Origin of the sequence: Terribacillus aidingensis (assembly GCF_900215625.1) — a bacterium.
In the GTDB taxonomy this organism is placed as follows: Bacteria; Bacillota; Bacilli; order Bacillales; family Amphibacillaceae; genus Terribacillus; species Terribacillus aidingensis.
In genome coordinates, this window is the sequence record NZ_OBEK01000007.1 from 1 (window position 1) to 14,894 (window position 14,894).

Genomic DNA, 14,894 nt, shown 5'->3' on the forward strand with positions numbered 1-14,894 from the left:
GAAAGAAACCGTTTAGAAACGGAAGGATAAGTAAGAGGCCGTAAAGGGGAACTTTCCCTTGAAGGGCTATTGCTTATACTGTAGTTTCTGGTTTCTGTAGCTAGATCTCATAAGTAAGTCAACGCCAAAGACCAAGCACTCCGGTGCTTGGCAGCGCATGAGATGTAAAAGCATGAAGTTTCTTATCTAGTTTTGAGGGTTCATTCAACCTGAATCTTTTAATTGTCTGGTGGTAATAGCGAAGAGGTCACACCTGTTCCCATGCCGAACACAGCAGTTAAGCTCTTCAGCGCCGATGGTAGTTGGGTTCGCCCTGCGAGAGTAGGACGCTGCCAGGCAAGATGGAAGACTCCCGATGAGTTAGTTAATAACTTATCGGGAGCTTTTTTGTGTTGCTTCCTATATACTTCTGTAACATATGCTCATACTTACTAGTTAAATTTCATATACTTCATAGAGAAAGAAGGGAATTTGAAATGGAACATTTATTTAGTGATCAATCACTAACAGTAATGATGAAAATTATAATAGCAGTGTTTCTCTCCGGGGCAATTGGTATGGAGCGAGGAATGGGAAATCATCATGCAGGTTTGCGTACACATATCTTGGTCGGAGTAGGATCCTGCCTCATGATGATTCTTTCCTTATATGGCTTTACAGCCTTTAGCGAAGAACATGGTTATGTTCAATTTGATCCTGCTCGGATACCTTCTTATGTTATTAGCGGGATAGGGTTCTTAGGAGCAGGTACAATCATTGTAAATGGTTCAACGGTTAAGGGGCTCACAACAGCAGCATCTGTCTGGACGGTGGCTGGACTGGGGTTAGTTATTGGAGCAGGTATGTATATGGAAGCTGTCTTTACAACGGTTCTTATTTTATTGATCTTAATCTTTCTAAATAACTTTGAGAAGATGTTTCTAGCGAATAAAAAACAGAAAGCATATCAGCTTGAGATTGAATTAGATAGAGATGAAACAGTCACACCAATCATGGAAGTATTGGAAAGCCACCATCTAGCACTTGCCGATATGAAAATGAAAAAGCAACACGATGGTCGTAAAATGTTATATGTGGAGCTAGAAACACGGCAAGCATTAAATGAGATGAAGCTCTTTGAGGAATTAACAAACATACCTAATATACGCACCGTTAGTACTGTGAAAAGTTAAAACCCTTTTGAGGGTTTTTTTTCTGTTATTCGAGGCTATCCTAGGAAGGAAGAGTTTTGCATTCCTCCTGCAAAGCGTATATAATAAAGTCAAAGATAGTCAAAGTCAAAAGAAGGGAGGCGGCATGAGTGAGCAACATATCTGACATAATCGAAGCATACCTAAAGAACATCCTGCAATCTGCAGATGAACAGGAAGTGGAGATTAAGCGGAGTGAAGTAGCTAATCGTTTTCAGTGTGTGCCTTCCCAAATTAATTATGTTATCAAAACAAGATTCACTGTGGAAAAGGGCTATTTAGTTGAAAGTAAGCGCGGAGGCGGTGGCTATATTCGTATTATTCGGGTAAAACACCATACAGCAGCAAGTTTGATAGACGAAGTAATTGCTATGGTCCAACCGCGTGTGGCGCAGCAAACAGCCAACAGTGTGATTGAAAGGCTGGCAGAAGAAAAGATCCTGACAGAGCGAGAAGCGAAGATTATGTTAAGAGCAACAAGCCGGGATACATTAGCCTTTCCGTTACCGCTTCGCGATGAGGTCAGGTCTCGTATCTTGGTATCAATGCTGACTGCTATTAAGTATTAGTCAGATAAGGAGGACGTCTTGATGGAGTGCCAAGAATGTCATAAAAGACCGGCAACCTTGCATTTGACAAATGTCATTAACGGTCAGAAAACGGAGATGCACGTATGCGAACAATGTGCAAAAGAGAATGGATATGTATCGTATGGTCAAGAGGGATATTCTTTGCATAACCTATTATCCGGCCTATTTCATATGAATCCTTCTTCTATCCAAGATCATAAACAGTTCTCCCAATCGTCTGCAGCTCATGCTTGTCCGAAATGCGGGCTGACTTATCATGAGTTCACTCGCGTAGGCAAATTTGGTTGTGCTTCCTGCTATGAAACTTTCGAAGATAACTTGAATCCAATATTTCGGCGTGTACACAGCGGAAACACAAAGCATGAAGGCAAGATACCAAAGCGAATGGGAAGCGGTATCGAGAAAAAACGCAAGATTGCAGCTTACCGGGAATCGATGCAGGAATACATTCAAGCGGAGGAATTTGAGAAGGCAGCAGAAATCCGCGATAAGATCCGTCTCCTGGAACAGCAAGAAGAGGAGGAAAGCTGATGTCGCTTGAGAACTTTATGAGTGATGCAATTAGTCCGTGGATGAAAGAAAATGGACCTGACTGCGATATTGTCATGAGCAGCCGTATCCGTCTTGCTCGTAATTTCGAGAATCGTTCCTTTCCGCTCATTGCCAAAGCAGAGGAGTTAGATGATGTACTCGAGTTCTTCCAGGAGAATTATCAAAATACAGCTTTTAATCATCAGGGAGCGCTGCAGTTCATTCGTATAGCAGATCTCTCTCCGATAGAAAAGAAAGTACTTGTCGAAAAGCATCTGATTAGTCCGCATTTAGCAGAACATGCGGAAGAGGCAGGAGTTTTGCTTTCTGAAAGCGAACAAGTCTCTATTATGGTAAATGAGGAAGACCATCTACGTATTCAGCTGTACTTGCCAGGCTTTCAGCTGCAAAAAGCATTGAATAAAGCATTTGAAGTTGATGATTGGCTTGAGCAGAAAATAACCTACGCTTTCGATGAAGAAAGAGGTTACCTGACTACCTGTCCAACAAACGTTGGTACGGGACTGAGAGCTTCGGTTATGATGCATCTGCCTGCTCTTACAATGACGCACCAAATGAACCGCTTGACCCCGGCTATTAACCAGCTTGGTTTAGTCGTTCGCGGTATCTATGGGGAAGGAAGCGAAGCACAAGGCAATATCTATCAAATCTCTAACCAGATCACGCTGGGAAAATCAGAACAAGATATAGTAGAAGATCTGGAAAGTGTGGTAAGTCAGCTGATTGAACAAGAGCGGCAGGCACGCGAAACCTTAACCGAGGAATTGAGCATTCAGCTGGAGGATCGTATCTTCCGTTCCTATGGTACATTGCAGTACAGCCGGATTATCGAATCAAAGGAAGCTGCAACGTGTCTATCGGATGTTAGACTAGGTATCGATCTTGGGTATATAGAAGATATGCCGCAATCTATACTTAATGAATTAATGGTATTGATTCAGCCAGGCTTCTTGCAGCGCTATGCGAAGCGAAGCTTGTCTGGCAGAGAAAGAGATGTATTACGTGCATCCCTTATTAGGGAAAGAATGCATTTAGAAAATAACTGAGTGACCAAGGAGGAAATTTCCTATGATGTTTGGACGCTTCACTGAAAGAGCACAGAAAGTCCTTGCGCTGGCACAAGAAGAAGCAGTGCGCCTAGGACATAACAATATCGGGACAGAGCACATCCTATTAGGATTGGTAAGTGAAGGCGAAGGAATCGCCGCTAAGGCACTGTCTACTTTAGGATTAGAAACAGAACGTATTCAAGAAGAGGTTGAGCAGCTGATCGGCCGCGGCCAGAAGATTACTGGTACACCTTATTACACGCCGCGGGCAAAGAAAGTAATTGAGCTTTCTTTAGATGAGGCAAGAAAACTAGGACATTCCTACGTCGGAACTGAACATATCCTTCTCGGCTTAATTCGTGAGGGTGAGGGCGTTGCCGCTCGTGTACTGAATAACCTAGGTGTCAGCTTGAATAAAGCCCGTCAGCAAGTGCTGCAGCTATTAGGCAGTAATGAGTCATCTGCCGGCAAACAGCGCGGAGGTCAGTCTGCCAGGGCGAATACGCCTACACTTGATTCTTTGGCACGTGACCTTACTGCTATTGCAAAAGAAGGCAATATTGATCCAGTTATCGGCCGTGAAAAAGAAATTGAGCGTGTTATCCAAGTTCTTAGCCGCCGGACAAAAAATAACCCAGTTTTAATCGGGGAGCCAGGTGTCGGTAAAACTGCTGTTGCTGAAGGACTAGCGCAGCAAATCATTAATAACGAAGTACCAGAGATTCTTCGTGACAAGCGCGTTATGACGCTCGATATGGGTACGGTTGTAGCCGGTACTAAATATCGCGGGGAATTTGAGGACCGTTTGAAGAAAGTAATGGAGGAGATTCGCCAAGCGGGGAATATTATCCTCTTCATCGATGAACTGCATACACTAATCGGAGCAGGCGGAGCAGAAGGAGCAATCGATGCTTCCAACATCCTGAAGCCTTCTTTGGCCCGCGGAGAATTGCAGTGTATTGGTGCTACTACTTTAGATGAATACCGAAAATATATCGAAAAAGACGCTGCGTTGGAACGACGCTTCCAGCCAATCCAAGTAGATGAGCCATCTGTCGACGAATCCATTCAGATTTTAACTGGCTTGCGCGACCGTTATGAAGCGCATCACCGCGTAACAATTACAGATGAGGCCATTAGAGCAGCAGCTGAATTTTCCGATCGTTATATTACGGATCGTTTCCTGCCGGATAAAGCAATTGATTTAATTGATGAAGCAGGTTCGAAAGTACGTCTTCGTTCTTATACAGCTCCGCCGAATCTGAAAGAGCTTGAGCAGAAGTTAGAAGAAGTTCGCAAAGAGAAAGATGCAGCTGTGCAAAGCCAGGAATTTGAAAAAGCGGCTTCCTTGCGTGATACAGAGCAGCGTCTGCGCGATCAGCTGGATGAGACAAAGGATCAATGGAAAGAAAAGCAAGGACAGGAAAGCAGTGAGGTAACAGTTGAAGATATCGCTTCTGTTGTGTCTATCTGGACTGGTGTACCTGTTGCAAGACTTACGAAGGATGAATCGGAGCGGTTGCTTAATATGGAGCAGACGCTGCATGGACGTGTGATCGGTCAGGAAGAAGCTGTACTGGCAATTTCCAAAGCAATTCGCCGTGCAAGAGCTGGACTGAAAGATCCGAAGCGTCCAATCGGTTCCTTTATCTTCCTTGGACCAACTGGTGTCGGTAAAACGGAATTGGCACGTGCGCTGGCAGATACAATGTTCGGTGATGAAGATGCAATGATTCGTATCGACATGTCTGAGTATATGGAACGTCATTCCACTGCACGTTTGGTTGGTTCTCCTCCAGGCTATGTAGGCTATGAAGAAGGCGGACAGCTAACAGAGAAGGTACGCCGTAAACCGTATTCTGTTGTTTTGCTTGATGAAGTTGAAAAAGCACACCCAGAAGTATTCAATATCCTGCTTCAAGTGCTGGAAGATGGCCGATTGACTGATTCCAAAGGGCGTCTGGTTGATTTCCGTAATACGGTATTGATTATGACATCCAACGTTGGTGCAAGTGAATTGAAACGCAGCAGATCACTTGGCTTCGCAATGGATGAAGCAGATTCAAACTTTAAAGATATGAAAGCTAAAGTTACAGAGGAATTGAAAAAGGCTTTCCGTCCGGAATTCCTTAACCGTATTGATGAAACAATTGTGTTCCATCCGCTTGAGAAGAAGCACATGAAGGACATTGTGACTTTGATGACAGAGCAGCTTAAGAAACGTCTTGCACAGCAGGAGATTGAGTTCACACTCACAGATGCTGTTATTGAAAAGATTGCTAATGAAGGATTTGATCCGGAATACGGTGCCAGACCGCTCCGCCGGGCAATCCAAAAGCATATAGAGGATCTGTTATCGGAGGAATTGCTGCGTGAGAATATTAGCATGGGGCAACAAGTGAATATTGATGTAGATAAAGACGGTAAGTATGTCGTAACAGGCAAATAGTGAATAGGGAGGTGTTTTTCGCCTCCCTTTTTTACTTTATTGTGTAATTTTTTCTATAATAAATAATTTGATTGATATATTTCTGTAACTTTTGTGCCGTAATTATCGTATAAAATGATGAAGAAGGATTTGATAGGCTTGGCAAAACGTAAGACAAAGTATGTATGTCAGGAATGTGGATATGAATCTGCAAAATGGATGGGTAAATGTCCGAGCTGCGGTAATTGGAACACATTTACCGAGGAAGTTGTAACACCAGCAGGCAGCGGCGCATTTCGGCATTCCGCAACGTCAACCACAGCGGCAAAGCCGCAATCTATTACAGCAATTCATTCCGAAAAGGAACCGCGAGTTACGACAAACCTGCCAGAATTTAACCGGGTCCTTGGAGGCGGAATTGTGCCGGGGTCACTTGTGTTAGTCGGAGGAGATCCTGGTATCGGTAAATCCACTTTACTTCTGCAAGTGAGTGCGCAGCTTGCAGAGAAGGAATTGCCTGTTCTGTATATATCGGGGGAGGAATCAGCTCGCCAGACGAAATTACGGGCCGATCGGCTTGGTGTGAAGGCGGATGAGCTGTATGTTCTATCTGAGACAAACCTTCAGGATATTGTTCGGCATATTGAGGAGATAAAGCCTGCTTTCGTTGTTGTCGATTCCATTCAAACGGTGTATCGAGAAGAAGTGACGAGCGCACCGGGCAGTGTGTCTCAAGTGCGGGAATCAACGAGTGAGCTGATGCGGGTTGCGAAAACGAACGGTATACCAATCTTTCTTGTTGGCCATGTGACCAAGGAAGGTGCTATTGCAGGTCCGAGACTGCTAGAGCATATGGTAGATGCAGTGCTTTACTTTGAAGGAGAGCGTCACCATACATTCCGGATATTACGCAGTGTAAAAAACCGATTTGGAAGTACAAATGAAATGGGCATCTTCGAGATGAAAGAAGAGGGTCTGCGCGAAGTTACCAATCCTTCTGAGATATTCTTAGAAGAGCGTTCACAGGGAGCTGCAGGTTCTACGGTTGTAGCCTCGATGGAAGGGACAAGACCTGTACTTGTTGAGATTCAGGCGCTCATCTCACCAACTAGTTTTGGTAATCCTCGCCGAATGGCTACCGGTACCGATCATAACCGCGTTCCATTGCTAATGGCAGTGCTGGAGAAGCGGGTTGGTCTTATGCTACAAAATCAAGATGCCTATGTAAAAGTTGCCGGCGGAATGCGTTTGGATGAACCAGCTATTGATTTAGCGGTGGCGGCAAGCATTGCATCCAGTTTTAAGGACAAGCCAACCAAGCCAGATGATGTACTGATTGGAGAAGTAGGTTTGACTGGAGAGGTAAGACGTGTTTCCCGAATTGAACAGCGTGTGCAAGAAGCAGCTAAGCTTGGGTTCAAGCGTGCCATTGTGCCAAAAAAGAATTTAGATGGCTGGACAACGCCGTCAGGGATTAAAGTTGTCGGTGTGAACTCTGTAAGTGAAGCTTTGCGGATTGTGCTGGGAGAGGATTAACCTCTCCTGATTATGGAGTAATTTTTGACACAATCTCTATAACTATGCTACTATGTAATGTTTCCTAAATTGACGGAAAGTCTAAAACATGCTACCGTTAAACTGCAATTATTTATTTTTACGTCTAATATATTTTATTTCAGGCAATACTTTCTGTTAGGAGGTGACAGTAATGTTAAAGCGTATCGTGCAATTATTTATTATCGTTGCAGGTGGTATGATCGGATTCATCTATATCCCAAATCTTATGGATTTAGTGAACACTGCTAACATTGGTTGGCTTGATTCTCCGATTGTAGGTTTAATTGGCGGAGCTATTCTATTATTCTTATTACTGTTCTGGGTGGTTGACTATATTGTCGGGTTCATCCACTGGGTGGAGGACTCACTCGTTAAGACACCAGCTGCTGATTTGTTCTTTGGCAGCGTCGGTCTCATCATTGGATTGGTCGTAGCGTATTTGATCACAATACCTATTCAAGGAATTAATTTTGTGTTAGTTTCGGAAGTCTTGCCGCTATTCGTTACGATCTTCCTGGGCTATATTGGGTTCCAAGTCGGTTTTAAACGCCGGGATGAGTTCCTCAATATGATGACTTTGCCGAAGAAAGACAGGAAGAAGGCAACAGATGAGTTAGACGAGCGGGATGATAAAGAGGCAGCAATTCAGCCTAAATCTAAACTGCTGGATACAAGCGTTATAATTGATGGGCGTATCGCGGATATTTGTGAAACGAATTTCTTGGAAGGTACCATTGTTATTCCGCAGTTTGTGTTGAATGAATTGCAGCATATTGCAGATTCATCTGATGCATTGAAGCGTAACCGCGGCCGCCGTGGCTTGGATGTTTTGAACCGTATCCAGAAAGACATGCCAGGAGTACAAGTAGAATTTTACGAAGGTGATTTTGAGGATATTCCCGAAGTAGATTCCAAACTGGTGAAATTGGCTAAAGTACTAAATGGTATTGTTGTAACAAATGATTTTAACTTGAATAAGGTATGTGAGTTCCAGAACGTTCCGGTACTGAATATTAATGACTTGGCCAATGCTGTAAAGCCGGTAGTCATTCCGGGTGAGGAACTGACTGTCCAAGTAATTAAGGATGGTAAAGAGCATAACCAAGGTGTTGCGTACTTGGATGATGGTACGATGATTGTTGTCGAAGAAGGAAAGAATTATATCGGCAAGACAATTGAAGTGCTAATTACGAGTGTCTTGCAGACATCTGCAGGTCGAATGATCTTTGCGAAGCCGAAATTACTTGAAAAAGCATTGTAAAAAAGTATAACATGATAGAAGTAGACAAAAGTGATAACATGGGATGTTATCGCTTTTGTTTGGATTCGACATAATATAAGGCGGTAAAGTAGATGTATTATCAAGCTATCGTGTTAGCTGCCGGGCAAGGTAAACGCATGCAGGCAGGCCATAATAAACAATTCCTCACAATCGGGCAAAAGCCGCTCATTGTGCATACGCTGACGGTTTTCGACAAGGATCCTTGGTGTGAATCAATTACACTTGTTGTCAGTAAAGCTGATAAGGAGTTGATGGCAGAGGTTCTCACATCCCAGCTCTGGGCCACAGCTATCAATATGGCTGATGGCGGAAGTGAGCGCCAAGAGAGTGTTTTAATGGGGCTGGAAGCTTTGCCTAAAAATAATGGTATGGTTTTCATACACGATGGTGCGCGTCCGTTTGTCACAGTTGAAAGGCTCCATGCACTCGCTGAGGCTTGTCAGCAGCATCAAGCTGCCTTGCTGGCAGTACCAGTGACGGATACGATCAAAGTTCGACGGGGAAACCGGCTGGAGACGATGGACCGTGGGTTATTGTGGGCAGCACAAACACCGCAAGCCTTTGATTATCAGTTGATTTATGATGCGCATGTAGCGGCAAAAGCAGATGGAGTACTTGGAACAGATGATGCTTCACTGGTAGAACGTCTCGAGCGCGATGTATTCATCGTAGAAGGCAGCTATGATAATATAAAGCTGACAACGCCAGAAGATTTATATAAAGCAGAGGCTTACTTAAACGGTAAATAAAGCGAGGGTCACATAATGTTTCGTATTGGACAAGGATTTGATGTACATGCATTTGCAGAAGACAGACCGTGTATTATCGGCGGGATTACCATTCCGTACGAATTAGGACTGCTTGGCCATTCAGATGCAGATGTACTATTACATACAATAGCAGATGCTTGCCTAGGTGCATTGGCGCTAGGTGATATAGGCAAACATTTCCCGGATACCGATCCGGCTTTCAAAGATGCAGATTCTGAAGTATTGCTGCGCCATGTGTGGCAGCTTGTAAAAGAGAAAGGGTTCAAACTGGGGAACCTCGACTGTACAGTTATTGCTCAGGCACCGAAAATGGCGCCGTACATCGACCAGATTCGTGAAAATGTAGCAAGCATGCTTGAAGCAGAACCTGATCAAATTAATGTAAAAGCAACAACAACAGAAAAACTAGGATTTACTGGACGCAAGGAAGGAATCGCTGCGCAAGCTGTTGTCCTTCTTCAGCAAGCCTAACTTAAAACAAAAGGGAGTAATTCTAATGACAAGACCTGTACGTGTAAGATATGCGCCAAGCCCGACTGGCCATTTGCATATTGGAAATGCACGAACTGCACTATTTAATTATTTATATGCACGCCATCACGATGGTAAATTCATCGTCCGCACAGAAGATACCGACCAAAAGCGTAATGTAGAAGGCGGCGAAGAAAGTCAGTTCAGCTATTTGAAATGGCTCGGAATTAAATGGGACGAAGGTGCGGACATCGGTGGCGAATACGGTCCATACCGCCAATTAGAGCGTCTGGATATTTATCAAAAATATGTAGATGAGCTGCTTGATCGCGGACTTGCTTATAAATGTTATGTAACAGAAGAGGAATTGGAAAAAGAGCGTGAAGAGCAAAAGGCAAACGGACAAGTACCGAAATATTCAGGTGCACACCGTGATTTGACACCGGAGCAGGAAGCGGCATTTGTAGAAGAAGGAAGACAGCCGAGTATTCGTTTCCGAGTGCCAGAAAATAAAACGTATAAGTTCCAAGATATCGTACGCGATGAGATTAGCTTCGAGTCTAGTGATTTTGGCGATTGGGTTATTGTGAAAAAGAATGGTATCCCAACGTATAACTTCGCTGTTGCAGTTGATGATCACTTGATGGAGATTTCACATATCCTTCGCGGGGAAGAGCATATCTCCAACACACCGAAGCAGCTGATGATCTATGAAGCATTCGGTTGGGAGCCGCCGCAGTTTGGTCATATGACGTTGATTCTAAACGAAAACCGCAAAAAGCTGTCCAAGCGGGATGAGCATATCCTTCAGTTCATCGAGCAATATAAGAACTTAGGCTACTTGCCAGAAGCAATGTTCAACTTTATTAGTCTTCTTGGCTGGTCTCCAGTCGGTGAAGAAGAGATTTTCTCTAAAGAAGAGATTATCAAGATTTTTGATCCGAACCGTCTTTCTACTTCTGCAGCAATCTTTGATCCGCAGAAGCTAAAATGGATGAACAACCAATACATCAAGTCTGAAGATGCAGGGCGTATTGAGAAACTGACTTTACCGCACTTGATTCAAGCAGGCAAGCTGCCGGAAAACATGGAAAATTCTCGTCGTGACTGGGCTGCTGAGCTTATTGCGTTATATAAAGATCAGTTGAACTATGGAGCGGAAATTGTTGAGTTGACAGAGTTATTCTTCCAAGAAGAGATTTCTTATGATGAAGAAGCGATGGCAGTCCTGAAGGATGAACAAGTACCAGATGTACTGACAGCCTTCTCTGAACAACTGACAGCTTTGGATGCCTTCGAGCCGGATGCGATTAAAGGCGCTATCAAAGCAACGCAAAAGCAGACAGGTCAAAAGGGTAAGAAACTCTTTATGCCAATACGTGTGGCAACGACAGGCTTCACACATGGACCGGAGCTTCCGAACTCCATTCACCTGCTTGGTGAAACAGTAGTCCAAAACCGCCTTCGTGCTGCGATTGATCAGCTTACAAAGTAAAACATTCACTTTTTGACTGAAATATAATATAGTAATACTACACATTCGAACGTAGAAGAGGAAAAGTACGTATCTGTCTTTCCATGCAGAGAGAGCCGCAAATGCTGCGAGCGGCTTTGGAGAGTTTATGCGGAAATGCACCTCGGAGTCTTTTGCCGAAACTAATAGTAGGCCGAAGCGGTTCTCACCGTTATCTGAGTAAAGCTGGGGAAGTCTGTCAGACTCGCCCAAATAGAGTGGAACCGCGCAAAAAGCGTCTCTGTCATTGTACAGAGGCGCTTTTTTTGTGGAACGAAGGAAGCGGAAAGGAAGGGGAAAATGGGATTTTTCAAAATGCTGAAAGAGGATGTTACGGTTGTTTTTGACCAAGATCCAGCTGCTCGTTCTTATCTGGAAGTTATCCTAACATACTCTGGTCTGCACGCCATCTGGTCACATCGATTTGCGCACCGATTGTATAAGCATAAATTCTATTTTCTTGCCCGCGTTGTTTCACAAGTAAGTCGTTTTTTTACTGGTATCGAAATTCATCCTGGAGCAACAATCGGGCATCGATTCTTCATTGACCACGGAATGGGTGTCGTTATCGGAGAAACCTGCGAGATAGGTAATGATGTGACGATATTTCAAGGTGTGACGCTAGGTGGTACTGGGAAGGAAAAAGGCAAACGTCATCCAACTGTGAAAGATAACGCACTTATTGCGACGGGTGCAAAAGTACTTGGCTCCATCACGATTGGAGCCAATTCAAAAATAGGAGCAGGATCTGTCGTCTTGCATGATGTCCCAGACTGTTCAACCGTAGTCGGCATTCCTGGCCGTGTCGTCATTAAAGATGGAGAGCGGGTCAGAAGAGATTTGGACCATCAGGATTTACCGGATCCAATTGCGGAGAAACTAAAGCAAATGGACCAGGATATAAAAGAATTGCAGCGGGAATTAGCTGCAGCAAAAGGAGAGAGGCAGCATGTCGGTAAAAATTTATAATACATTAAGCCGAAAGAAGGAACCATTCGTTCCATTGGAAGAAGGAAAAGTAAGTATGTATGTATGCGGGCCTACTGTATACAACTACATTCACATCGGAAATGCGAGACCGCCAATTGTATTTGATACAGTCCGCCGTTATTTGGAATATCGCGGTTATGAAGTCAAATATGTTATGAATTTCACTGATGTTGACGATAAAATCATTAACGCAGCCAAGGAAATGGGCGAAGATGTTTATGCGGTAGCAGAGAAATTCATTCAAGCCTACAAAGAGGATACTTCGGCGCTAGGCGTGAAAGAGGGCGCACTGCATCCGCGCGTAACAGAAAGCATGGAAGAGATTATCGATTTTGTTCAAGGCTTGATTGATAATGGTCATGCGTATGTTTCGGAAGGAGACGTATACTTCCGCACACGAAGCTTCGATGGCTACGGCAAATTATCTCACCAGCCTATTGACGAACTTCGCTCTGGAGCGCGCATTCGCGTTGGCGAACAAAAAGATGATCCGCTTGATTTTGCATTGTGGAAAAATGCAAAGCCTGGAGAAGTTTCCTGGGAAACACCTTGGGGACACGGTCGTCCTGGCTGGCATATCGAGTGCTCGGCAATGGTGAAGAAACACCTAGGTGATACCATTGATATTCATGCAGGCGGTCAGGATCTAACTTTTCCGCATCATGAGAACGAGATTGCCCAATCGGAGGCGCTCAATGGGAAAGCATTTGCGAACTACTGGATGCATAACGGACACATAAATATTGATAACGAAAAAATGTCCAAATCACTCGGCAACTTCATTCTTGCGCATGACCTGATTAAGAAACATGATCCGCAAGTGCTGCGTTTCTTCATGCTGAGTGTGCACTACCGCAATCCAATCAACTTCACAGATGAGCTTTTGGAAAGTGCAAAAACTGGACTGGCGAGAATTAAGAATGCATATGACAACTTGCAGCATCGTAAAGCTGCAAGCACAAATCATGATAGCAATGAAGCACGTGTGTTGGAATTGGTACAGCAGCTTGTAACCCGATTTGAACAAGAGATGGATGATGATTTTAATACAGCAAATGCTGTTTCTGTTCTGTTCGATCTCGCCAAAGAGGCGAATGTTTACTTACAGCAAGAGCAGACATCTGAACAGGTAATTGATGCATTCACAAAAGCATTTGAGGAACTTGGCAGTGTGCTTGGAATTGTATTCACTGCAGAAGAAGAATTACTAGATGATGAAATTGAAGGTTTGCTCACGCAGCGAGTGGAAGCGCGTAAAAATCGAGACTTCCAGGAAGCAGATCGCATTCGCGACCTGTTAAAGGAGAAAAACATCATCCTCGAGGATACGCCGCAAGGTACACGCTGGAAAAGAGGGTAAGGCATGAACGTGAAACAAACGAAAAGTCTAGCGCTCGCTTATATGGGGGACGCTGTATATGAAATCTATGTCCGCCGCCATCTTCTCCAGAAAGGAGAGGTTAAACCGAATCAGCTGCATCACGCAGCTGTCACCTTCGTTTCCGCTAAGTCGCAAGCGAGGGTGATTCGGGATTGGCTGGAGCAGGACATGCTGTCAGAGGAAGAACAGGGTGTCGTACGAAGAGGGCGTAATGCCAAATCCGGCACGGTTCCTAAAAATACGGACGTTCAGACATATCGATATAGTACAGGGTTTGAGGCGTTAATCGGCTATCACTATTTGCTGGAAGATACCGATCGTCTGGAATTTCTCGTACAAGCAGCAATTACACACGTAGAAGAGAGGAGACAGCAGCATGGCAGATGAATGGATAATCGGGAAAAATCCCGTAACAGAAGCATTGCGCTCAGGCCGGTCTATCAACAAGATTATGGTATCAGAGCACTTGCAGCCAAAAACATGGCAGTCAATACAAGAGCTAGCTAAAGCTAGCGGCACAGTCGTGCAAAAAGTACCGAAACGGAAATTGGATCAGCTTATTGAGGGAAGTCATCAAGGAATCGTTGCATCTGTAGCAGCATACGAATACAGCACAGTGGACGACTTGTTCCGTGTAGCAGAGGAAAGAGGAGAGGAACCATTCTTCATTATCCTAGATGAGATGGAGGACCCGCATAATCTTGGCTCCATTTTGCGGACAGCAGATTCTGTCGGAGCGCATGGTGTTATTATTCCAAAGCGGCGCTCGGTCAGCTTAACAGCTACAGTGGCGAAAACTTCTGCCGGAGCAATAGAATATATTCCAGTTGCACGGGTGACAAACCTGGCTAAGACGATTGATGAACTGAAGGAGCGGAATGTATGGATTGCCGGTACAGCAGCGGAAGGAGCAATCGATTACCGTCGTCTTGATGCTGTCGGAGCAATCGGTCTTGTGATCGGCAATGAAGGAAAAGGCATTAGCCGTCTTGTTCGGGAGAAATGTGACTGGACAGTTGCCCTCCCAATGAAAGGCAGCGTTACATCTCTTAACGCAAGTGTTGCAGCAAGTCTGCTTATGTATGAAGTTCATCGTCAGCGTTTTCCGTTAGGAGAATAAA

At 44.3% G+C, this 14,894-nt stretch carries 14 protein-coding genes, 1 rRNA gene and 1 other annotated feature; all 15 genes read left to right on the forward strand.

Annotated elements, in window-relative coordinates:
• Positions 1 to 225 precede the first annotated feature (225 nt).
• The 15 genes from rrf (at position 226) to rlmB (ending at position 14,893) form a co-directional block, all read left to right on the forward strand.
• A 5S ribosomal RNA gene (gene rrf / locus CRO17_RS16200) occupies positions 226 to 338 on the forward strand.
• A 138-nt stretch (positions 339 to 476) separates the two neighbouring features.
• Positions 477 to 1,172, forward strand: a complete 696-nt coding sequence (locus CRO17_RS16205; RefSeq protein WP_097043521.1) for an MgtC/SapB family protein — start codon at positions 477 to 479, stop codon at positions 1,170 to 1,172.
• A 128-nt stretch (positions 1,173 to 1,300) separates the two neighbouring features.
• Positions 1,301 to 1,759 carry a CtsR family transcriptional regulator gene (locus CRO17_RS16210; RefSeq protein WP_077304012.1) on the forward strand — a complete coding sequence of 153 codons (459 nt, stop codon included), beginning with the start codon at positions 1,301 to 1,303 and terminating at the stop codon, positions 1,757 to 1,759.
• A 21-nt stretch (positions 1,760 to 1,780) separates the two neighbouring features.
• Positions 1,781 to 2,311, forward strand: a complete 531-nt coding sequence (mcsA, locus tag CRO17_RS16215; RefSeq protein WP_097043522.1) for a protein-arginine kinase activator protein McsA — start codon at positions 1,781 to 1,783, stop codon at positions 2,309 to 2,311.
• On the forward strand, positions 2,311 to 3,378 hold the full coding sequence (gene mcsB / locus CRO17_RS16220) for a protein-arginine kinase McsB (RefSeq protein ID WP_097043523.1): 1,068 nt from the start codon (positions 2,311 to 2,313) through the stop codon (positions 3,376 to 3,378). Before mcsA ends, mcsB begins: the two co-directional genes overlap by 1 nt.
• Positions 3,379 to 3,400: 22 nt before the next feature.
• Positions 3,401 to 5,830 (forward strand): ATP-dependent protease ATP-binding subunit ClpC, encoded by a 2,430-nt coding sequence (gene clpC / locus CRO17_RS16225; RefSeq protein WP_097043524.1) that lies wholly within the window; start codon positions 3,401 to 3,403, stop codon positions 5,828 to 5,830.
• A 138-nt stretch (positions 5,831 to 5,968) separates the two neighbouring features.
• Entirely contained in the window at positions 5,969 to 7,345 is a 1,377-nt protein-coding gene (gene radA / locus CRO17_RS16230; protein ID WP_097043525.1) for a DNA repair protein RadA, read from the forward strand.
• Positions 7,346 to 7,517: 172 nt separating this feature from the next.
• Complete coding sequence (locus CRO17_RS16235) at positions 7,518 to 8,627, forward strand: PIN/TRAM domain-containing protein (protein ID WP_097043526.1); 1,110 nt, start codon at positions 7,518 to 7,520, stop codon at positions 8,625 to 8,627.
• A 92-nt stretch (positions 8,628 to 8,719) separates the two neighbouring features.
• Positions 8,720 to 9,397, forward strand: coding sequence for a 2-C-methyl-D-erythritol 4-phosphate cytidylyltransferase (gene ispD / locus CRO17_RS16240; RefSeq protein WP_097043527.1), 678 nt, complete (start codon positions 8,720 to 8,722; stop codon positions 9,395 to 9,397).
• 15 nt (positions 9,398 to 9,412) lie between these two features.
• Positions 9,413 to 9,889, forward strand: coding sequence for a 2-C-methyl-D-erythritol 2,4-cyclodiphosphate synthase (ispF, locus tag CRO17_RS16245; protein ID WP_097043528.1), 477 nt, complete (start codon positions 9,413 to 9,415; stop codon positions 9,887 to 9,889).
• 25 nt (positions 9,890 to 9,914) lie between these two features.
• Positions 9,915 to 11,384 carry a glutamate--tRNA ligase gene (gene gltX, locus CRO17_RS16250; protein WP_097043529.1) on the forward strand — a complete coding sequence of 490 codons (1,470 nt, stop codon included), beginning with the start codon at positions 9,915 to 9,917 and terminating at the stop codon, positions 11,382 to 11,384.
• Positions 11,385 to 11,427: 43 nt separating this feature from the next.
• Positions 11,428 to 11,648 (forward strand) — a binding site (T-box leader).
• Between the two features lie 54 nt (positions 11,649 to 11,702).
• A complete protein-coding gene (gene cysE, locus CRO17_RS16255; RefSeq protein WP_179637150.1) occupies positions 11,703 to 12,371 on the forward strand; it encodes a serine O-acetyltransferase in 669 nt (222 codons plus the stop codon).
• Positions 12,352 to 13,752: a cysteine--tRNA ligase gene (gene cysS, locus CRO17_RS16260; protein WP_097043530.1), complete on the forward strand. Its 1,401-nt coding sequence runs from the start codon at positions 12,352 to 12,354 to the stop codon at positions 13,750 to 13,752. The genes cysE and cysS overlap by 20 nt, the downstream gene beginning before the upstream one ends.
• 3 nt (positions 13,753 to 13,755) lie before the next feature.
• A complete protein-coding gene (locus CRO17_RS16265; RefSeq protein ID WP_097043531.1) occupies positions 13,756 to 14,160 on the forward strand; it encodes a Mini-ribonuclease 3 in 405 nt (134 codons plus the stop codon).
• Entirely contained in the window at positions 14,150 to 14,893 is a 744-nt protein-coding gene (gene rlmB / locus CRO17_RS16270; RefSeq protein ID WP_097043532.1) for a 23S rRNA (guanosine(2251)-2'-O)-methyltransferase RlmB, read from the forward strand. Before CRO17_RS16265 ends, rlmB begins: the two co-directional genes overlap by 11 nt.
• Position 14,894 lies beyond the last annotated feature (1 nt).